The 21,729-nt window shown below is 40.3% G+C and carries 19 protein-coding genes; 11 read left to right on the top strand and 8 right to left on the bottom strand.

From position 1 onward, the window contains the following. Positions 1-109: 109 nt before the first annotated feature. From V7K41_RS17640 to V7K41_RS17630, 3 genes are read right to left on the bottom strand one after another with little or no spacing between them, the layout of a single operon-like run. Positions 110-2,278, bottom strand: coding sequence for a tetratricopeptide repeat protein (locus V7K41_RS17640; protein WP_334850157.1), 2,169 nt, complete (start codon positions 2,276-2,278; stop codon positions 110-112). Positions 2,279-2,335: 57 nt separating this feature from the next. Next, positions 2,336-3,118 (bottom strand): PP2C family serine/threonine-protein phosphatase, encoded by a 783-nt coding sequence (locus tag V7K41_RS17635; protein ID WP_334850155.1) that lies wholly within the window; start codon positions 3,116-3,118, stop codon positions 2,336-2,338. A 50-nt stretch (positions 3,119-3,168) separates the two neighbouring features. After that, positions 3,169-3,843 carry a vWA domain-containing protein gene (locus tag V7K41_RS17630; protein WP_292750552.1) on the bottom strand — a complete coding sequence of 225 codons (675 nt, stop codon included), beginning with the start codon at positions 3,841-3,843 and terminating at the stop codon, positions 3,169-3,171. A 756-nt stretch (positions 3,844-4,599) separates the two neighbouring features. On the opposite strand from V7K41_RS17630, the gene V7K41_RS17625 reads away from it, so the two are divergent. Beyond that, positions 4,600-5,985, top strand: a complete 1,386-nt coding sequence (locus tag V7K41_RS17625; RefSeq protein ID WP_334850153.1) for a response regulator — start codon at positions 4,600-4,602, stop codon at positions 5,983-5,985. A 31-nt stretch (positions 5,986-6,016) separates the two neighbouring features. Further along, on the top strand, positions 6,017-6,310 hold the full coding sequence (locus tag V7K41_RS17620; RefSeq protein ID WP_334850151.1) for a response regulator: 294 nt from the start codon (positions 6,017-6,019) through the stop codon (positions 6,308-6,310). On the opposite strand, the gene V7K41_RS17615 is transcribed toward V7K41_RS17620, so the two are convergent. Then, positions 6,260-7,345 (bottom strand): hypothetical protein, encoded by a 1,086-nt coding sequence (locus V7K41_RS17615; protein ID WP_334850149.1) that lies wholly within the window; start codon positions 7,343-7,345, stop codon positions 6,260-6,262. The genes V7K41_RS17620 and V7K41_RS17615 overlap by 51 nt on opposite strands. A gap of 1,119 nt (positions 7,346-8,464) precedes the next feature. Between V7K41_RS17615 and V7K41_RS17610 the strand changes: the two genes are divergently transcribed. The 6 genes from V7K41_RS17610 to mazE all read left to right on the top strand — a co-directional run bounded on the left by V7K41_RS17610 (position 8,465) and on the right by mazE (position 13,872). Then, complete coding sequence (locus V7K41_RS17610) at positions 8,465-8,962, top strand: hypothetical protein (protein WP_334850147.1); 498 nt, start codon at positions 8,465-8,467, stop codon at positions 8,960-8,962. Positions 8,963-9,369: 407 nt separating this feature from the next. After that, a complete protein-coding gene (gene pheT, locus V7K41_RS17605; protein WP_334850145.1) occupies positions 9,370-11,820 on the top strand; it encodes a phenylalanine--tRNA ligase subunit beta in 2,451 nt (816 codons plus the stop codon). 105 nt (positions 11,821-11,925) lie between these two features. Then, positions 11,926-12,195: a YciI family protein gene (locus tag V7K41_RS17600; protein ID WP_334850143.1), complete on the top strand. Its 270-nt coding sequence runs from the start codon at positions 11,926-11,928 to the stop codon at positions 12,193-12,195. A 77-nt stretch (positions 12,196-12,272) separates the two neighbouring features. Then, positions 12,273-12,554 carry a hypothetical protein gene (locus tag V7K41_RS17595; RefSeq protein ID WP_334850141.1) on the top strand — a complete coding sequence of 94 codons (282 nt, stop codon included), beginning with the start codon at positions 12,273-12,275 and terminating at the stop codon, positions 12,552-12,554. Next, positions 12,535-13,329, top strand: coding sequence for a Tab2/Atab2 family RNA-binding protein (locus V7K41_RS17590; protein ID WP_334850140.1), 795 nt, complete (start codon positions 12,535-12,537; stop codon positions 13,327-13,329). The genes V7K41_RS17595 and V7K41_RS17590 overlap by 20 nt, the downstream gene beginning before the upstream one ends. A gap of 297 nt (positions 13,330-13,626) precedes the next feature. Then, the gene (gene mazE, locus V7K41_RS17585; protein WP_334850138.1) at positions 13,627-13,872 is read left to right on the top strand and encodes a type II toxin-antitoxin system MazE family antitoxin; all 246 of its coding nucleotides are present in this window, start codon (positions 13,627-13,629) and stop codon (positions 13,870-13,872) included. Positions 13,873-13,889: 17 nt separating this feature from the next. Here mazE and V7K41_RS17580 read toward each other — a convergent pair whose 3' ends face one another. After that, on the bottom strand, positions 13,890-14,789 hold the full coding sequence (locus V7K41_RS17580) for an aspartoacylase (protein WP_334850136.1): 900 nt from the start codon (positions 14,787-14,789) through the stop codon (positions 13,890-13,892). 198 nt (positions 14,790-14,987) lie between these two features. On the opposite strand from V7K41_RS17580, the gene V7K41_RS17575 reads away from it, so the two are divergent. The 3 genes from V7K41_RS17575 to V7K41_RS17565 are packed head-to-tail and all read left to right on the top strand — an operon-like array spanning position 14,988 to position 17,181. Then, positions 14,988-16,181 (top strand): AGE family epimerase/isomerase, encoded by a 1,194-nt coding sequence (locus V7K41_RS17575; RefSeq protein ID WP_334850134.1) that lies wholly within the window; start codon positions 14,988-14,990, stop codon positions 16,179-16,181. A gap of 37 nt (positions 16,182-16,218) precedes the next feature. Next, positions 16,219-16,554: a ribonuclease toxin immunity protein CdiI gene (gene cdiI / locus V7K41_RS17570; RefSeq protein WP_334850133.1), complete on the top strand. Its 336-nt coding sequence runs from the start codon at positions 16,219-16,221 to the stop codon at positions 16,552-16,554. A gap of 39 nt (positions 16,555-16,593) precedes the next feature. Further along, positions 16,594-17,181, top strand: coding sequence for a Uma2 family endonuclease (locus V7K41_RS17565; protein WP_334850131.1), 588 nt, complete (start codon positions 16,594-16,596; stop codon positions 17,179-17,181). A gap of 231 nt (positions 17,182-17,412) precedes the next feature. Here the strand turns inward: V7K41_RS17565 and V7K41_RS17560 are convergent, their stop codons facing one another. The 3 genes from V7K41_RS17560 to V7K41_RS17550 all read right to left on the bottom strand — a co-directional run bounded on the left by V7K41_RS17560 (position 17,413) and on the right by V7K41_RS17550 (position 21,721). Next, positions 17,413-18,741: an ATP-binding protein gene (locus V7K41_RS17560; protein ID WP_334850129.1), complete on the bottom strand. Its 1,329-nt coding sequence runs from the start codon at positions 18,739-18,741 to the stop codon at positions 17,413-17,415. Positions 18,742-18,835: 94 nt separating this feature from the next. Beyond that, the gene (locus V7K41_RS17555) at positions 18,836-20,125 is read right to left on the bottom strand and encodes a tellurite resistance TerB C-terminal domain-containing protein (protein WP_334850127.1); all 1,290 of its coding nucleotides are present in this window, start codon (positions 20,123-20,125) and stop codon (positions 18,836-18,838) included. Positions 20,126-20,371: 246 nt separating this feature from the next. Continuing rightward, entirely contained in the window at positions 20,372-21,721 is a 1,350-nt protein-coding gene (locus tag V7K41_RS17550; RefSeq protein WP_334850125.1) for an ATP-binding protein, read from the bottom strand. Positions 21,722-21,729: the final 8 nt, after the last annotated feature.

The raw sequence follows: 21,729 nt of genomic DNA, 5'->3' as shown, positions 1-21,729 counted from the left end.
ATAAAAATGTCACCTATAAAATAACTAGGATTAGCTGGCGCTAACCCTAGTCAGGCTTGATTTTTGAAATCAAAACCAATAATATGCTAGTAACAAAACTTACTTGTTTCTAGTTAGTTTTCTCCCCATTAATTGAGCCTTGGAATAAAGGATCACATTTGTTTTCTACAACTACGCACATATTGCTAAGTGCTTGCTGATAATTATCCATGTCATCTTGCTCAAGAAATATTTTGGCAGATGCCTGTATATCTTCGACAGCTTTTGTCTGGTTTTTGTTAGCTTCACTACCACCATATTGTGCCAGTTCATAGCGAACCATACCTCGTTTAAGATATGCTTTTGCTAGTTTGGGGCTTAGAGTTAATGCTTGGTTAAAGTCAGCGATCGCTTGATTATATTCTTGCTGATAATTGCTGCTATATTGAGCAATTTGATAATAAACGACACCCCGCTGGAAGTAGGCTTCGGCTTTAGAGACATTACGTTTTATTGCCTGAGTAAAATCTGCGATCGCTTTTTTGTAAACTTGTTGAGATTCGCCGCTGTATTTAGCCATTTGGGCGCGGACAATCCCCCGTCTGACATAAGCTTCAATTTCATTATTATCCAGACCGATGGCTCGATTATAGTCAGCGATCGCTAGATTATATTCTTTATCGGGATCGTTGCTATATTCGGCGAGCATATAGCGGGCATTGCCCCGATTTACCAGAGCTTTGATTTGATTGGGATTGATTTTCAGAGCTTGGCTATAATCTGTAACTGCTCCTTCGTAGTCTTTCAGGTTATAGCGGGCATTACCACGATTTACAATTGCTCTAGCATGTGTCGGTTCTTGTTCAATTGCTTGGCTAAAGTTGACAATTGCTTTGTCATAGTCTCGCTCTTTATAAGCAATATAACCTTGCTGATAAGAATCAGCGAAGCTGAGTTTATTATTTGGCTTAGGAGACTTGATTGTTTGTTGGGTGTAAGCATTTTGGGAAACCAATGGCTGAGTAAATTTAATCATTACGTCTGCATATCCCAATAAACCAAAACCCAGCAAACAACAAATAATCGGGTACAACTTTGACTTTTTGGAAGGTTTATATGAACCGCTGGGAGTCATTATTGGCTGCCAGTAATTAACTAGCTGCTGCGGTGACATGCCTCGCTGGGGAAAATGCGGTGTCTGAGTGTAGCGCTTTCTCGCTTTGATTCGCGGTTGGAGATGTTCTCTAGCTTCTATAGCCCGATGTGATGGAAAGGGGTCGCGTCCGCCTAATCGCACGGTACGTTCGCACCAGGGACAGCTACGCATGTGGTTGTTGTAGCGATGCTGGGGATTTGTCGTGCAGGTAATCAGGGAATCTTCGGCTTCAGCGATTGCTGAGAGCCAAGTCTGGGCACTGGGGCGCAACTGTGGGTTGTTGTGACTTTCTTCAAAACAACGGACAAATAGTTCCTGTAAGCTGGGATGGAGAATTTCCCAAGGGGGGGCAATGGGTGTCGGCAGGTAGGGTACATAACGCTTTTCGCTGTAAGTGAAATGACCCGATGCAATGCGTGCTTCGTAAGGTGGTGGCTCAATCGCACCTTGAAAAATCCCCGAAAATGGGTGGGTGCCTTCCATTAAGAGTTGAAATACTAGCACCGCTAACCCAAATAAATCGTGAGAGATTTCGCGATCGTGCTGGGCAAAAGTTTTATTCTGTAGTTCTGGGGGAGTAAACTCTGGTTTACCTACTGGGCAGCGATAAACAACATTACTGTTTGGGTCGATTACTTGGAAAGAGTCAGTATCTATCAAAGTCACCAGTGCGGTGTCACTGACGAGGATATTGGATTCGTTCACATCACCAATGCAATATCCACTAGCGTGCAAAGCGGCAAAAGCTGCCGCCAGGTTACGAGCCGTGCGGAGCAGGTACTGATAGTTGAATAGGGGGCAGTGTTGGCGACGGGTTCTGGGGTTGTAAAAGTCGATGATTGGACGCATCCCCTGAATACGTGGCATCAAAAAACCCAGGATGATATTTTTGCCATCTGCCGCCCGTAATAAATCCTCTGGCCAAGCGATAGAGATATGCCCCAAACTAGCCGTAGGGTTTTCTGGCGGGTTAGCAAGCATCGCCTGGAGTTTATCAGCATGAGCAGTGGTTGGCTTGTGGTAAATCTTCGCCACCAAATTGCTATCGGATGGCACTGTATAAACGCAAGCTTCACCCCCACGCCCCAAACTGACATTGAGGCTGAGGATTTCTTTTTTAGGGGAACAACGTAGTACCTGCATAATGAAATTACCGCTAACGGGAGTTATTGTAAGATGTGAAACCTGTAGATTGATTGCTCACAAGTCGTTGAATGCGGCTATAATGAGTGTCAAATCATCATCAGTGCGTTGCGTAATCCGCTCTGAGCGTAAAAATTTTACTAACTGCTCCTTCGCTTCTGTCTTATCCTCGGTATTGGCGACAAATTCAAACAGCGGAAAAAAGAATGGTTTGTGAGGTTCGCCAACAACCATATTCAAAGCCAGCATTTGTAATCCGTCGGTGATGATACCAACGTTTACTATGTCTGTGCGCCATAGTCTCATCTGTGCTGTATCTAAGGCATTAGGCGAAGTTAAAAAAGTGGTTTCGTTGATGTATTCACCGCTGTCAGGCATAGTCAGTGCCAACAGGTTGCCCATACAATCTTTTGCCACTGCCAAACCATCACCTATCTGTACCACAGCTACAACTTCTGGTGTGGCAACCAGCATAATTAAGGTTGTTGCTAAATCTTGAGGCTGTTTTTCACAAGTAGCTGCCTCATCTTCCACAGCTTTTTTGGCGGCGAATATGGCATCATTTAAGAGCGATCGCACCAATGTATCATCACTCAAAGTTTTTCGGGTTAGCCCTTTGGTAGAAATGTTTTCTATTGCTGTCTCCACAGCAACCATCGCTCCCACTTTCCCAAGGCTAGCAGAACCCGCGCCATCTGCTGCGGCCGCCACGAAAACATTATCTGACAATATCTGCCAGTGATGAGCATCCTGACATAATTGATTGTTTTTTAAGTGACTTGTACCACATACAGACGCAGCCACAATCCGCCATTGAGCAATCTGATTTGATATTTTCATAGATTTTTTTCTAGCAGCTAGCTGTGTAAACATCAAGCTGCAATTTTTAATTAAACAGTCCCCCAACCAATCGGCGGTAGTGCTACCTGTTCGTCTACTTGGGAATGAGAAACAGCTGACATACTAGTTGACAGCCAGACGAACATCTCGATAAAATTTAATCCTTTGAGCTTTAGGGGAGTACGTACAGTTATTTGATTTAAACGCGTCATATTCGCATTTTCTACTCCAACTGTGAAAAATGCTACCCGCTTGTTTGCCTCATCTCCCTGTAGGCGCTGGGATGCTTGCTCTACTATATGCTCTAACTCGCCTTGGGGTTCTCCATCGGTAATCATAAATACCCAAGGTCGATAGTAAGCAATCCCATTGGCACGATACTGAGATTTCCGCTCTTGAATTATGTCCAAAGCTTTATGAATTCCCGCACCCATTGTAGTCAAGCCCTGTGCTGTCAAAATAGGCGGATTGAATTGATCGGCAGTCACAAAGTCTTGTACTACATTGATATTACTATCAAAAGTGACGATCGCCACTTCCACCCGTCTAGCGGCTAAAGAATTTTTGACTAATTCATCCTTTAAGCTTAATAAACCTTGATTTAAAGCCTCAATCGGCTCTCCTTGCATCGACCCAGATGTGTCTAATAAAAGTACACAAGGACAACGTGGTTCTGGGTTCTCAGCAAATTCTACTACTTCATCAAGTCTTAATGTATCATGCATAACTTTTTGTGTTATGTTAAAGTCCAAAGCTTTATTTTCCTTTACTTAGAGTATATAGATCCAATCGCCGAGGCGACTACAGAATATAGTATCTAGTGGTAGATGCTCTAATCTTTATTAAACAAATTATTTTCATGAAGTTCTCTATATACTCTATATATTTAAGATGAACTCGAGCACAGCTTAGTTTAGCAAAAAAGAGTTTATCAAAACCCAGCATTACCTGTTGTAATGTATCTACCAAAAAGTTATATCCATTAAACCTACATTACAATAAATACGTAAACTTTCCTAGATAATTTTTTAAAGATTTTATGTAGAAAAATCGTTTCTTTAAGGAAGAGTAATTAACCATAATTAAGCTAGTTAACTCTAGAATTATACCAGTGTAACTGCGCGAACTTGGAATCAAATTTGGCTCTTAAAGTGAGTGGGTATAAATAAACGTCGTTATTAAGGTATTCACTCAAGAATTGTCAGTAGTAGGTAAAATCTAGAATTAACCAACATCGACTGATAATCTAGCTATGATAGATGTTTACCTTTATTCATACCTACTTGTTTTTTGAGATAGATTAAGTTAAATGTGCCAAATGTAACAAACAATTTAAAAAACTTACAATTTTTAATATATGTACATACTTTCAAATAAATAATTTGTGGTTAGAAAAATATTAGAAAGAAAAGAATACTTTATAGCTCATATTTTCAATCTACAAATGTTCAGTTGTTGATTCCGCAAAAAACTTGAAAAATATGAATTACTCAGGTACATTCACCAAACTACGTCCTCTAAGTTTGTTAAGACAATTATCCAATTGTTCCGACAGTACTTGTTTACAAGTATTGAGTAACTCAGTTTCTTGGTCGATTTACTTAGAACAGGGCAAAATAACTTACGCTACCCATTCCGTGGAACCTTTTGATCGACTAGAACGCCATTTGCGACGCCTCAGCCAGCAAATTCCACTCCTTACTAATGAGGTTCGCGTGCAAGTACGACTGATGTTTGAACTTGACTCACACAGTCAGTTAATCAAAGATGACACTAATTCGAGTAGCTACCCTCTTGAGTATCAGGCTATATCCTGGCTTGTTAGTCAACAACATCTACATTCTACACAAGCAGCACTGCTGGTTCAAGAATTAATTAAAGAGGTAATTGAATCATTTTTGCTCATCCAAGAAGGTACTTATGAATTAACAAAACCAGTTGATAGAATGCTAAAAATTTGCAGGCTAGATGTAGAAAAAGTTCTCGACCATTGCCAAGTAAGATTACAGAATTGGCAGGCTTTTGTACCCAAAATTTCTTCTCCATATCAACGTCCATATCTGTTGATTAATAACAAGTTTGATAACCAAGATTTACTAGACCTCCAGCCAGATTTAACTAACTGGATGAAGGGTTTTAGCCTCTGTCATCTGGCTGCAATTTTGAATCAAGATGAAATTCAACTAGCTCGCAATTTATACCCTTACATCCTTAAGGGTGCGATTATCCTCCATGAACCCGATCCACCATTTGATAAATTACCAAAGATTTTTGAGGAGCGACCGCTTTTCTCAAAATTGATTTCAGAATTAATTGACACCAAACAAGAACTAAGTACCACTGTAAATTCTTACCCAAATATTCCTGAAGAGAAAATAGTTCCTGTTCAGCGATTACCACATATTTCTACTCCTTCAAAAGAAAAATTTCAGGAACCAACAACATCAAATAACATAAATCCTGCTTCCCAAAGAGTAACGGCTGCTACTGTAACAGTACAAAAAGTCCATAAAATTGTTTCTGTAGATGATAGCCCCACAATTCTTAAAGAAATTAGTTATTTCTTAGAAAATGAAAATTTTTCTGTAGTGACTATTAACGATCCAGTGAAAGCCGTTTTGTCAATTATAAGGCACAAACCAGACTTAATTTTGTTGGATTTAAATATGCTAGGAATTGATGGCTATGAGTTGTGCCGAATTATACGAAATAATTCTATATTTCAAAAGACTCCCATCATCTTTGTCACTGGTAGTAAAGGAATTGTAGACAAAGTAAAAGCAAAATTAGTTGGGGCCTCTGGTTACCTAACCAAACCATTTACTCGTGCCGAATTGCTGAAAATAGTCTTTATGCATTTGACTTAAATTAACCATAAAATCTCACGAATTTGAGCTAATGAAGATAAATCTGGCAACAATTTTAATTGTTGAAGATGCTCCTTCTCAGTTGGAGTTAATCAATAGCTTTTTAAGAGACAGTGGACATACGGTAATTAAAGCTTATAATGCCAAAGATGGAATGAGCAAGGCAATAAATTATCGTCTGGATGCAATTATTACTCATGTGGTAATACCAGAAATTAGCGGTTTTGAATTCTGCCGCCAAATGCAAAAACTAGCTTCTGTCTGCTACAAAGTTTTAGTATATGGCAGAGAAATCATAATTCGGGTTGTTGTAGCCTGGATTTGATATGGCGGATGTTACAAGGTCAGGACTGCTGAGTAAACTGCTGACATCAGTGCCGATAGCTTGGTTAGGCGTAGTACTACCTAGCGATATCAGTCCACCACTAACAGAAAAATTCCAGCCTTCATTACCAACGAGTGTTTTGCCATCACCACTGGCTTCAATCCGATTTCCAAGGAGATTGCTGTTACTTACACTAGCAGTGTTGCCACTACCAAGGATGTTGTTGTTACTACCAGGGAGTGTATTGGCATTACCAAAGATGTCGTTGTTATTGCCTAAGTTCCAGTTACCATTACCATCGGTTGTGTTATCGTTACCAAAGCTCCAGTTGCCATTACCTTCAGTTTTGCCACCATCACTGTAGTTCCAGTTACCGTTACCGTTGGTTGTGTTGCTACTACCAAAATTCCAGTTACCATTACCATCGGTTGTGTTGTTACTACCATATAACCAGTTGCCGTTACCTTGACCACTGTTACCAGTAGCATTTGCACCATCTAAGTTTTGAATATCAAATATCCAGTTGTCGCTGTTATAAGGTACAGGTAAAGCGTTGCCTGTTTCAGGTAGGTTGCTACCACTTTCCTTGGAGGGGGGAGTGCTGCCAAATGGTAAGTTACCAGGGAGGTTGCCGCTAGCGGCGGTATTGTTAGCACTAGAGGCACTACCACCAGATGCATTACCACTAGCAAAGGGGTTGCTACCACCTAATGCGCTGGTATCACCGCCAAGGACTCCAATCAGTTGATTGAACGGATTATTAGTATCAGTCAAAGCCCGCTCGTCGAGTGGTCGCTCGTAATTGTAGGCGTACTTTCCATCTTCACTGATTGTTGATGAGTTGCCACCACCAATGAAGGAAGCGAAGATATTACTACCGCTAGCAGCGTCACCAAAGCTACCGCCACCATCTAAACTGCTGCCATCGGTGGACTGCCATTTGCCATCACTGAAAGAAAAATTGCCATTACCAGTTGAATTGTTGCTAGTACCTTGTGGTTCAGCAGTTTGATTGCTATTGTCAGAAGTTGCCATTAGAATTAAACTCCTATTACTCAAATTACTCAAACTGAAATTCCTCCATCAAGAGGAAGAGCAATGACATGAATGAAAGCATTTTTTGGCTTTTATCTTCTTGCCAAATAGGGATGTTCCCAATAAAACAGCAAGTAGCACACTTAGCAAAAGTGTACAAAATCAGATTTACATTTCAAATGAACAAAATTTAGATTGGATTGGCCATTCTTTTGATATTGTTCAGGCAGATTTCAGCAAAATTGCCCAATAATCTTTATGGGGAATGCTTTAGAGGCAGTTTTAGTAGTGATTTTTCGGCTCAAACAGGGGAAATTTACCTCTGTTGAGTACTACAAACCAATGCAATGCAATTACACTACAAAAAAGAGTGAAGCTTGATTTTTGTAGTCTGTTGAGTGGCAAAATATTACTTGTGAGATTTTATCGAGTTTTAGAGACAGGACTTACGCAAAATCATGAAAAAACGAACCGCAAAGGACGCAAAGGACACAAAGGAACAAGAGTTTCAGAGAGTTTTTGCGTAAGTCCTAAGAGATTCAAGTTCTGCGATCGCCAGAGCAAACGCATCTAAATTACTCTCGATCGCAACCAATGTTAAGAACCAACGAAAAAATCAGCATTTCTCATTTGATTTATTTTCCAAGTCTCAAAGCCATGTCTACGATAGGCTACGCCTTGTGAAATCGTGGTCATTGCTCATCGCAAAAAACTGGGCTTGTTGAGAACAGAGAAAAAATAATGTCCCTTTTACATAATGTAATAATTGCTAAAATATGCAGTAATAATGCTAGAAAGTAAAACTAGAATGAATCTTCCAAGATAAATTAAGCAACAAATTCTTTGAAAAGCGCTGTTGAAGTTTTTGAAATCAGAAAAAAGCTTGTGTATTTAGATTGCTGGTTCTATGGTATTTTAGCTTAAGTGTGAGAAACCAAATGGCTCTCAATCGTAATGGTTATGCAAGAAGCGATGTCTACGACGGGCTGCGCCTACGCACAAAAGTTAGCTAATTGCGTTTTGTGTTTTGAAGCTTCATTCTAGCAGAAAACAAAATAATTTATAAGCCTGCTTTCTGGCTCAACTAATAATAAAAATTCATGACTATGGAGTATAAAAATGAAAAGTGTAGTGAGCGCAGCAGTTATCTTAACATTTATTAGTGGAGTAAATTGTCTTCCTAGCTATGGAATGTTATCAAATATCAAGCCTTCACAAATCGAAGCCCAATCAATTGCTCAAGGTAATCATCAACAATTGATGGCTAGAGTTGGAACTACTTTAGATACTCCATTTTATCTTAGATATGGAAAGACAGCTTACCTCACCACTGAAAATATTGAAATCAAATTTTCAAAAGTTATCCAGGATTCTCGGTGTCCTTCTAATGTCACTTGTATTTGGCAAGGGCAAGTTATTATTGGATTAGACATCATAAAAAATGGAAAGCAACTTTCAACATTAATGCTAACTCTGATCCCAGGTCGCGATCCTTTACCAATTCAACTTTCAGATAAATATTCGGTGAAATTGATAAAGGTTTCCCCGTACCCAATCAGCGGACAGACGATCGCACTCCAAGACTACATTGTTAAAATTGTTGTTAGTAGAAACTAAATAACCAACCTTTGACACGCTTTTTTTCGTAAACAAAACACCCGGATTTTTCACAAGCGAGAAATCCGGGCTTATGTAGTTTAACGTCAAAATCAACCAAATAAAAATAATGTCTTATATCAAGTCCGGTTAATCACTTATGATTACCGGATCTGTGCAAAAATTGGAAAAGTCTCTTTCTCCCTGCTCCCAGCAAGAACTGCGGTCTAAATGATAAGTCTTTGACCGGACATGATATTACTTCCCTGCGTAGATACATTCTCAATATTTACTTATTTTTACATTGCCAGTCTAACGTAGTAGGATTGTTCAAGTGAAAGGGTAAGCCTTGCAGGGCGAGTAGCCATCGATCGCTTCTTGCACCCTAAAATAAGAGCAAAAGACGATTCCTAAAACAAGCACACTCCATGCGTATTTCTCTAAATTGGCTGCGCGAACTAGTAGAGATAAAACTTAGTCCAGAAGAATTAGCCGAAACCCTGACAATGGCAGGGTTTGAAGTTGAAGAGATTGAAGACCGCCGCACTTGGGCAAATGGCGTGGTGATCGGCAAAGTGCTTGAGCGTCAACCCCATCCCAACGCCGATAAATTGAGTGTTTGCCAAGTGGATATCGGTACTGGTGAAACTTTAAATATTGTCTGTGGCGCTGTCAATGTGAAGGCAGATATCTATGTCCCAGTGGCAACCACAGGTACTTACTTACCCAAAATTGATTTAAAAATCAAACCTGCAAAACTGCGTGGTGTCCCATCTCAGGGCATGATTTGTTCTTTAAAGGAACTCGGTTTGCCCACCGATGTAGAGGGAATTCATATTTTTACCCAGGAAAATTTACCATTGGGTAGTGATGTTCGTCCGTTGTTAGGTTTAGATGATGTAATTTTAGACCTGACCGCAACTGCCAATCGCGCTGATGCTCTAAGTATGGTAGGCGTAGCACGGGAAGTAGCAGCTTTAACTGGTGGAAAGTTGAGCATTCTTGAACCTAGTGAAGTCTCTATTCCCAAAAAAGCTGGAAAGTTAGCTTTAAAAATTGCCGATACCCAAGCTTGTCCTGCATACATTGGTACGGTAATTGAACAGGTTAAAATTACTCCATCTCCCGAATGGCTGCAACAGCGTTTGCGGGCGGCTGGGGTACGTCCCATTAGTAATGTGGTGGACATTACTAACTATGTTTTGTTGGAATGGGGACAACCACTGCACGCTTTTGATGGCGATCGCCTACAATCTGTTGCAGGTGGTGAAAATTTAAGCATCGGCGTTCGCTTCGTCAATAATGGAGAATCTCTCAAAACCCTGGATGGACAAACTCGCACCCTATCAATCCAAAATTTGTTAATCACCGCTAACGACAAACCTGTTGCCCTGGCGGGAGTCATGGGTGGGGAAGAAACAGAAGTCCATGAAGGTACTCAAAGCCTAGTTTTAGAAGCAGCTTTATTTGATTCCGTGGCAATTCGCCGTTCTTCCCGGAGTGTTGGGTTAAGAAGTGAGGCTTCTGGCAGATACGAACGGGGAGTTAACCGGGCTGAGTTGGAAATAGCCAATCGCCGCGCCTTATCCTTAATTAGCGAATTAGCTAGTGGAATTATAGTCCAGCAAGAAATTGCCGACACCCGCCCCGATCCATCTACTTGGAGTCGTTCTATCGGCCTGCGTTTAGACCGAGTTAATCAGATATTGGGGCCCATCGATTTAGAAGAAGACACAGGCGAACTGCAAAAACAAGATGTTGAGCGCATCCTGACTGCATTGGGGTGTCAGTTGACTCCTTCAGGAGAAGATAGCACCCATCAACCTACGTGGTCTGTTTCTGTTCCACCCTATCGTTACCGCGACTTAGAGCGAGAAATTGATTTAATTGAAGAAATCGCCCGTCTTTATGGTTACAACAAATTCTGCGATACCTTACCAGAAAAAGCAGAAGCTGGTTATCTGCCTTTAGATGAGGAATTGATTCGCAAATTACGAGCTTTCCTCCGGGCTGAAGGATTGACAGAATTAATCCACTATTCTTTAGTCAAACCAGGAGAAGACAGAAATATAGTACTGTCCAATCCCTTATTTGTCGAATATTCAGCGCTGCGAACCGATTTGATCTCTGGGTTAATTGATGCCTTTCAATACAATTTAGAGCAGGGTAATGGTGCCCTCAACGGTTTTGAAATCGGGCAAATTTTCTGGCAAGAAGAAGACGGTTTGCAAGAAACAGAAGCCCTGGCGGGAATTATGGGAGGGGATACTTCCGTTGGCAAATGGTCAAAAAGTGGACGCGAAGAACCCATCACCTGGTTTGAAGCCAAAGGCATTTTAGAAAGTGTATTTCGGCAACTGAGCTTGCAAATCGAATTTCAACCCGATCGCCGCGACGATCGCTTACATCCAGGACGCACCGCTTCCCTGTGGATTCGGGGTAACAGACTGGGGATTTTTGGGCAACTTCATCCCCAACTGCGACGAGAAAAAGGTTTACCAGATTCCGTTTATGTCTTTCAGTTGGATCTAAATGTGCTTTTAGATTCTCTAGGAGAAGATGAAATTCTCGTCCCCACATTCCAGCCTTATTCTACATATCCAGCTAGCGATCGCGACATCGCCTTTTTCGCACCCGTGAAAATTTCAGTTGTCGAAATTGAAAAAGTAATTACCAAAGCTGGTAAAGATTTGCTCGAATCGGTGGAATTATTTGATGAATATCGTGGTGAAAATGTCCCCCAAGGACAACGGAGTTTAGCATTCCGCTTAATTTATCGGGCTAGCGATCGTACTCTCACGGAGGCCGAAGTCGAACCAGTACACAATAAAGTCCGCGAAGCCTTGGTGGAAAAATTTGGCGTTAACTTGAGAAGTTAGTCATTTGTCATTTGTCGTTTGTCATTTGCTAGGAGTGAGAAATTAATCATTTCTTACTCCCCGATGCACTGGCTGCAAAATCTAAAATCCAAAATAGTCTTAGCTATGCCTAAATATGTACTCTGGGGAACTTACTGCGAAAACGTTATCGAAAAACGCGCCCCCTATCGTCAAGCTCATTTAGACGGATTAGCAAAACAGAAAGAATCCGGTGTGCTGATTACCATCGGCCCCACCAAGGATGTTACAAAAGTTTTTGGGATTTACGAAGCCGAAGACGAAGCCACTGTGCGCCAGTTAATTGAAAACGATCCTTACTGGAAAAATGGGATATGGACTGAATATTCTGTTAAAGAATGGATTCAGGCTTTTTAAATTAAGTTTGGGGCATTGGGCATGGGAGAATTAGCATCAACGTTGAGCCTCTGAGCATCAACGTTGAGCCTTTGAACATGAACGTTGAACCTTTGAGCATCAACGTTGAACCTTTGAGCATCAACGTTGAGCCTCTGAACATGAACGTTGAGCCTCTGAGCATCAACGTTGAGCCTCTGAACATGAACGTTGAGCCTCTGAGCATCAACGTTGAGCCTCTGAGCATCAACGTTGAGCCTCTGAACATGAACTTTGAACCTCTGAACTTAAAACTTTCAGTTTTAACTCTCACCGATCTCTCCCATCCCCCCATGCCCCATGCCCCATGCCCATATAATTATGAAAATTTGGCAGGTTGATTTTTATCGTCGTCCCTCACAAGATGCGTCTGGACAAATTTTATGGGAGTTGTTGATTTGTGACACAACTCGCAGCTTTCAATATGAAGCTACCTGTCTCCAGTCAACAGCAAATTCTAATTGGGTTGCGACTCAACTTGAGCTAGCTGCTGGTGAAAAATTGCCAGATGTAATTCAGGTGTTTCGTCCGCAATCTCTAAGCTTAATTGAGGCGGCGGGACGCAATTTAAGTATTAATGTCGAACCTACCCGCCACACCTTGGCGTTAAAGCAGTGGTTACAAGAAAAGCAATATCCCTTAACGCTGGATAAACCACCCCCAGCACCATTACCAGAGAACCTCTGGGGGGAACAATGGCGTTTTGCGACTCTAGCTGCTAGTGATGTAGAAACGAGATTTAGCGATCGCCCCATTCCCATTTTGCACATCCCAGAACATTTCAAACCAATCAATTTGGGTTTAGCATCAACAGTTCCTGTTCCTGGTGTAGTAATTTATGGTGGACGGCAATCAATGCACCTAGCACGGTGGTTGCAGCAAGCCCGTCCTGTAAGCTTGAACTACATTTCTGGCGCACCGGATGGCTTAATATTAGAAGCTAGCTTGGTGGATAGGTGGATTGTTGCCACATTTGAAGATCCAGAAGTTACAACAGCGGCTCAAGTATTTGAACAACGCAAGCAGCAAAGCCGAGGATTGCATTTTTTGTTAGTTCAACCCGATGATTCTGGTATGACTTATAGCGGCTTTTGGTTATTACGGGCAGAAAATTGATATTAATTGCCAAAAATATTTGTCTGCTTAATTTTTATAACTAAATAAATTGACTAAAGCGATGTCTGACCGCAAGGGAATATGTGTCTACGCTTTACTGTAATTTGCTTATATAGGCCAGGTGTATAATACCAAATTGAAAAAATAATACGACAAATAGACCATTTGTAGAGACGCGATGAATCGCGTCTTTACCCAAGAATGTGTTGCAATCATTAATTGAATTGGTATAAGTTTAGCAAATTTTAGTATGATGATAAAATCATACTAAATAGTAATACTAAAAATTAATTATAGATGCTCAAAGTCACAATTATTTTAGAAGAAGACATTCTGCAATTTGTAGATCAGTATGCACAGGGGAACCGTAGTGCATATATCAATACACTGCTAGCAGAACACCGCCGCCGAGTTTTAGCAGCAGAAATGATTACAGCGCTAAAGCAGGATGTTGAAAATGCAGAGTATCAAGCTGAAATTGCTGCTTGGGACAGCGTTGCAGAAGATGGCAATTTTACTGCATTGGCTGATTTGCAGTCTTAGTTAGAAGGGCGAACAAATTAAACTATTTCTTCCTGCTTTTGACTTAAATACATTGCAATTCCTTTTTCATAGTAAGCTGCTTCATTAATAAAAATAGGATAAACAGTAGACTCACCCTCATAGAAAATATCTTTTCCTTCAAAAGTCAGAAACATTGGATCGCCTGGATGCAAAGGTTCATAATCCCTAAACTGAAGCTGGGGGTGAATCATGGCTTGAATTTCCCCGCGTAGGTGCAGCTCGCCGTAGGCATCGCTTCTAGGATAATCGATAGTCTGAATGTATTTATAAAGTGTAAGGTGGTTGCTTGTCTGCGGAACATTCCCCTGGTTGCACCCTTCAAAATAATCTAAAACTGCATAAATCAGCTGTTCTGTTTCCTGAAATAATTTGGCGTTTAAAACATTTTGAGCTACAGCCCCAACTTCTATAACAAAACCCAATTCACACAAAGAACGGAGAAAACCATTTTCTTTGGACTGCTGGTTAATACAGACTTTCACTAAAGGATTGATAGAACTTAAATAAGCACCTAACCGAAGCAAGAAAGGATGCATATCACAAAAAATCAGACTTAAGCCCATGTTGGCAGTTGTGCTGTGCAAATCAACAATTACATCTACAAAAGGCTGATTTGGCGGTTGCAATATCTGTTGAATTGCTTTTGCCCGCCTCTCTTCATAACTTGAGAGTTGGGTATTTTGTAAGCCTTGATTAGTGAAACAACGATTTAAATCCTTGTCAATGTATCGTTTGCCTTCTTCAATAGCTTTGAGATTACCAAGTAATGCCAGAGTTTCAAAACTTGCCCTGTTAATTAAATTAGGATATTGCTGAAACTTTTTGACTAAATGTACTCCTGTTAACTCATTACCGTGGTTTCCTCCAACGATCGCAACTCGTTCAATCTGACTCATAACAACCTCATATCTAAAAAACTACCCTACAGTTATTGAGAATGGTGCAAGATACAAGATAGAAGTATACCTGCTGCTGACTAAATCTTGTAAAAGACTGACGCGATGTCTACGACGGGCTACGCCTACGCTCCATGTTCGAGTCAAAATATGATAACTGTTAAGCTGTTGGTTTTGGTACAAAAGGGGAGGAAATTTATGGAGTATAATTCTCAAGCGATGCCTCCGGCGGGCTACGCCTACGCTGAACTTTACAAAAACGCCCTCCTCAACGACGTACTCCCCTTTTGGGAAAAATATTCTCTTGATTGGCAGCAAGGCGGCTATTTCACCTGCCTCAATCGCGAGGGTAAAATTTATGATACAGATAAATTCATCTGGCTGCAAAACCGCCAGGTGTGGACTTTTTCTATGCTTTACAACCAGCTAGAAAAACGCGAAAACTGGTTAAAAATTGCCAGCAACGGCGCTAATTTTCTTGCCCAACATGGCAGAGATAGCGATGGTAACTGGTACTTTGCCCTCACCCGTGAAGGGAAACCACTAGTTCAGCCTTACAATATCTTCTCTGATTGCTTTGCAGCGATGGCATTTAGTAAATATGCACTCGCTAGTGGCGAAGAATGGGCAAAGGATGTGGCAATGCAGGCTTACAACAACGTATTACGCCGCAAGGACAACCCGAAAGGCAAATATAATAAAACCTATCCCGACACACGCCCGATGAAATCATTGGCTGTACCGATGATTTTAGCCAACCTGACTCTAGAAATGGAATGGTTGTTACCAAAGGAAACACTAGAGAATGTTTTAGCTGAGACAGTCCGCGAAGTGATGACCGATTTTTTCGACCAAGAACGGGGACTAATGTACGAAAACGTTGCCCCTGACGGTTCCCACATTGATTCTTTTGAGGGACGGGTGATTAACCCAGGTCACGGTATCGAAGCTATGTGGTTCATCATGGACATCGCCCGTCGCCAAAACGACACCAAAACTATTAACCAAGCTGTTGATGTGGTGCTAAACATCCTAAATTTTGCTTGGGATAGCGAGTATGGCGGGTTGTATTACTTTATGGATGCAGATGGTCATCCCCCACAACAATTGGAATGGGATCAAAAGTTGTGGTGGGTTCACCTAGAGTCTTTGGTTGCATTAGCAATGGGTTATCGCTTGAGTGGGCGTGAGGTGTGTTGGGAATGGTATCAAAAGATGCACGATTACGCCTGGTCACATTTTGCTGATTCTGAGTATGGTGAATGGTTTGGCTACCTAAATCGGCGTGGAGAAGTATTGTTGAACCTCAAAGGCGGCAAATGGAAAGGATGTTTTCATGTACCGCGTGCATTGTACCTTTGTTGGCAGCAGTTTGAGGCGTTAAGTTTGTAGTCAGTTTAATCTTCACGGAAAACGCATCTTATTTTTTATGATCGGACAATTATTTGACATAGACTATAGAACCGATCCACTTTGGATAGTCAAGTCATACTTTAATGCAATAGGAGGTATCTCTTTCCTTAAAGCATTAAATTATCTTCTTGAAGGTACTGGTTATGGTGATGAATATGCCATGTGTGCATTTCCTTGTGAAGATGAGGATGATATATTTGATGGGGTTCGCTTTAGCCATCTTGATGAAGATAAAATAGTTTCTGAAGACATATTCAAAAAATATCTCAAAATAGCGGCTGAAAGCTACATTGAACTTACTCCAGAAAGGGCAGATGAGGTTCAAAATGTACTCAAAAAACTATCTCAATAGTACTGGCAAGTTAAGTGATTAGACAAACTAAAAAACGTCATGAATGCTGTAACACCTAAGCGATTTACAATCGCGGAATACCATCAATTGATTGAACTCGGATTTCTGACAGAGGCCAATCATATTGAATTAATTCGAGGAGAACTGATTCAAATGACAGCAAAGGGAACACCTCATACAGTTTGTAGTTCTATCCTATGCCGTCAATTGGATCGGCTTTTAGGCGATCGAGCAGTCATCCGTGGACAAGATCCTATCACCCTTCCTAATCAAAGTGAGCCTGAGCCGGATGTTGTCATTGCACGAGGAAGAGATGAAGATTATCTCGCTCATCATCCTTATCCCGAAGATATTTTGTTAGCGATCGAAATTTCGGATAAAACCCTAGATTACGACCAAACAACCAAGCTGTCATTGTATGCAGAAGCCGGAATTTCTCATTACTGGATTGTGAATTTGCCGACTCGTCAACTTGAGCGTCATAGCCAGCCGTATCAAAATGCTCAAAGTAAGTTTAGCTATCTCAGCAAGCAGATTTATTTATCTAACCAGTCAGTGGCGATTCCTGGATTTGAAGATGCATTATTAGATTTGAGTCGGTTGTTTCCAGAGGGTGCTAGTGAATGATTTTGTTAATGCGATTCTCTTCTTCATTTCTCTCTGCCCTCTGCGCCTCTGTGGTTCATTTTCTTGGATAATTCTATTTCTTGGAAATCCCTAAACAAGCATTCCTTTGTTGAACTTCTTCTGGAAACTCTCTCAAATCATCCAGCAAACTTCCAACCCACTCTACTAGCTTTAATAAAGGACTCATCTTTTACAAAATGCTAGTTTTGGCATATTTCATTAATGAAAATATCACAAACTAAATTCTGCTGCATTATCTTCATCGACATCTGCATCTTTACCCATAGCAGTAGGTTTAAATTTAGAGCCATGAATTAATTCACCAAACGCAATTCCTGGATTTTGGTGAAGAAGATTCAGCACACTCATAAAATCTCGCACAATTTCCCCTGGTGTCAGTAATGCTTCTGCACCCAAGCGATTAATAATTTCTTGCACAAACTCCTTTAACTCACGATTTATCAAAGTCTGTTCATACCCAAAATTGAGTGCATGAATCTCAGTTAAACGTTGCAAAAGGGTCAAGATTTCTGCTTCACTCAACGGATTTAGCCGAATCACTGGTCCTAAATGTTCCTGAACATTAGCTTGTGCAACAAAACGACTTTCTTTTGTGCGTCTTTGCCAAGCTTGGTCTGCAAAAAGTCCCCGTTTGGGATCTTCTAAAAATTTAGTTGTTCCACCAACGACAATGCCAAGATGTTCTGCCTTGCATTGCATCGTGTCGTTAAACATTGCGAGGAGTCGATTATAATTCTTTTCACGCGTGACTGTGGTAGATATTTGATATAAATGTACGGCTTCATCAACTAAAATTAACAGTCCTTTATAACCAATTTCAGCGACAAATTTAGCAAACAGTTTGATGTAGTCATACCAACTATCATCATCAATAATGACGCGCACTCCTAAAGCTGCTTTCGCCTCAACTTTAGTAGTAAATTCTCCACGCAACCAGCGCATTGCCGCATTTTTTAAATTATCATCATCCAATCGATAGCCACGCCAATAAGCGATAATCACGCTACCAAAATCGAAACCGTGAACTAAATCTTCAATATCCTGAACTACTTCCCTAATTTTTGATTCAACTTGGTCATCAAAACCATCGTCATTCGGACGCATTTCAGTTTCTTTAACCACTTCTTGTTGAATTTTATTAATCCATCCTTCTAAAATCGAAACTAAAGCACCACCATCAGGACGAGTTTTTGTAGCTAGGTGACTCATTAATTCTCGATAGGTGGCGACACCTTCATGGTTGCTTCCAGCTAATCGGCGTTCAGAGGATAAATCAGCATCAGCTACTACAAAACCTTGCTCCATAGCACGGTTGCGGATTAGTTGCAGTAAAAAACTTTTGCCAGAACCGTAGTTACCAATTATGAAGCGAAATGCTGCTACACCTTCTGCAATATCATCGAGATTTTGTAATAGGCTTTTTAGTTCTTTTTCTCGACCTACTGCAATATATTCAACTCCCACTCTTGGTACTACCCCCGCACCAAGGGAATTGATTAAAGCAGTGGAGATTTTTTTAGAGATTTTGAGCTTTGCCATGTATTACACTTCACTGTATTCTAAACGCAGAAGCACGCAGCAAGTAGGTAAGGAATATCATCTTACTACTAAATCTTACGACAGCAATAACAATTTAATTTGACGAAGCATGTCTAGTCATGAGGCTTTCATGCATTGCAATCATTTTTTTGACATGGGTAATATGCTCAGGCTCAACTTCTATCTTTTCCGAATCTGTATTAATTATTAATTCACCAATAGTATCATTTGCCCGTTCATTTATAGAATCGATTAATAGATTCGGCATAGTGATGTTTGCTTCGGCAATTTTTTTAATAGCAGCCTTGGGATTATCTTGTTCGACTATAGCTTTTAATACTTGTAGTTCGTATACTGGGAGATTTTGTAAAAAATTAGTCCATTCTTCAGGTATATTCTCTGATATATCAATTTCCGAATTGTCTATGACTGCTGTAGTTTCCATTATTTCCGAAAAAGGAAACAATTCAGTATCATCTTCTTGGAAATTATCAGACAAAGGCTCTGGATTGAATGTTTCTACTTGTTGTAGTAATTCCCATACTTGATTTTGTAATGAGTCTCGTTCTTGTTGCAATAATGAAATTTGCCCTTGCAACTGCTGTGATTCGGCTTTTTGTTCTGCTAGTTGCGTTTGTGAAGAATTCAGGATAGCTTGGATATTTTCTCTTTCGGTTTTTGTTGCTACAAGCAATTGAGTTTTTTGGGTTGTCTCAACTTCTAGTTCTTGAATTGCAATTCGCAGTTCGTATAATTTTTCTTCTAATTGGGGTTTGAGTCTGCCTAAAAGAGTTAAATTGCTTTCAACTTCTTGTTTCTCCTGCTGTAGTTCGGAAATTTGACTTTGCAATTGAGTGATTTCAGCGCGAGATACATTACAATTTGACTCTAAACGGCGTTTCTCTGCTGTGAGGATAGAAAAAGCATTGTTCAATTCAGTTTGATTGTTCTGCAAATTATTAATTTCAGTTTGCAGGCTACTAACTTCTGTTTCTAATTGCTTCTTTTGTCCTGCAAATGTTCTTAATTCTCGATGTAGACTATCTCTTTGGCTACGGCTTTCTATGACTTGATTTTGCAACTGTTGTGATTCAGCATAGAGTAAATTATGATGTTCTTCAATTTGATTTATTTCTCTGACAACACGAGCCTTTAATCCCTCCATATCTTTAATTCGCTTGCGGAGAGAACCTAAAACAAACATTTCATAATTTCTGCGTCGCTTGTCTATGAATAATGCTGTTGTATGGATAGTAACGGCAGTAATTACACCTGTGAGAAAGGCTTTATTAAAATCCCAACTTGGGACAAGGCTAAGACCAAAACTCACACTAAAGGCAACTATCACTAGTATAAATCGATTGCTGATCGTTACTGATTGCATATTGCTGGTTTTTAGCGTAGTTAAATTATCTGAATAAGTAGCTCTCATAGTAATTCTTAATTAAAAATTATATACATATAAAATACTTAACGTAATTGGTTTTTAATCCCTTATTTTGTTTAATGAAATAAAGCATTTTTGTCAACTTTAGTCTCATAGTTGTTCTCAAATATTTAATTTTACTTAATGATGCATAACATTGTTGTGTAAATCACATAAAAGTCCAATCACCAATAAAATTTCATCCTACGTGCTGGATGTATTGTTACCTGTATTAAAAAGTGTTAAATCTGCTTTTAAAAAATCAACAAACTGCCGTGCTGTACGTCCAGAACGACCATTATGACGAGTTGCCCATTGTAATGCCTGAAATTCCAAATCTTCTTGGGTAATATTAATTTCAGCTTGTGTCACTAGATGTTGTACAATTTTTAAATAAGTTTTCTGATTGGCTGGTTCAAAAGTCAAGGTTAAACCAAAGCGATCGCTAAACGAAAGCTTCTCCTGCATCGTATCCCAAGCATGGATTTCCTCATTATCCTTGGGGGTAGGTCTATCCACAAAAAACTCCCGAATCAGGTGGCGGCGATTAGAAGTAGCGTACACCACGACATTTTGAGGCCGCGCGGTTAAATTACCTTCTAAAACTACCTTGAGGGCCTTAAAAGCATCATCATCTTCTTCAAATGAAAGGTCATCGACAAAGATAATAAATTTTTGTGACACACCCCGTAAATGTTCCACAATTTCTGGTAAGTCTTTTAAATCAGATTTTGCCACTTCCAGTAAGCGGAGGCTGCGATTGCTATATTCATTCAACAAAGATTTCACCAAAGAAGATTTGCCAGAACCGCGACTACCGTAAAGTAATACATGCAGTGCCATCTCTCCTGATAATAAAAACTCTGTATTTTTCAGCAAAGCATCTTTTTGAGATTCGTAACCGACAAGCGCACTTAGTTTAACCGGGTCAGAATACCTAATACCGATAAACTGCCCAGATTGCCATCGTAAAGCGCGATATTCTGCAAATAAACCAGAGCCACATTGCCGATAATAAGCTGCTAACTCTTCTACACCATCACCCCAATTATCTAACTCTTGTAGATATGTAGTGAATTTTGTCTCTACTCCTACCAATTCTTGCTCTTTATACCACACTACTGGTGAAATTGGCATATAAGCTACGTCTTGTACCCACTCGCTCAAAGAAGCACTGCTACATTCATAGAGACTTTGTAATATTTGTAAATCATGCTGAACTGCTGCTACTAAAGCTGGCGGTAAATCTTCAAATTCTCGCACTCCCGCCAGCTTTGTGAAGGGATTCTCACAGAAAAGAAGTTGAGTAATTAAATAGTCTTCCCAGTTTTGATTTCTAGCAGCTAAAACGTGGAAGTAACTGCCGTAGGCTTGGAGACAACCCCGTGCATCGGTGTTAGTGTAACGTATAGCTTGCAACAGTTCCAAAAATGCTATTCCGACTTCGCCTTGGAGAACAGACTGGTACAGTAAGAGTGAGGCTGCTTGGCGCTGGAGATATTGAACCTTTGTATATAAGGAAGTACTTGCCATTGGTATCGCTAGATTATCCATCAATCAAC

The sequence above is a fragment of the Nostoc sp. genome, assembly GCF_036917415.1.
Lineage (GTDB): Bacteria > Cyanobacteriota > Cyanobacteriia > Cyanobacteriales > Nostocaceae > Nostoc.
This window is presented reverse-complemented; position numbering and strand designations above follow the sequence as displayed.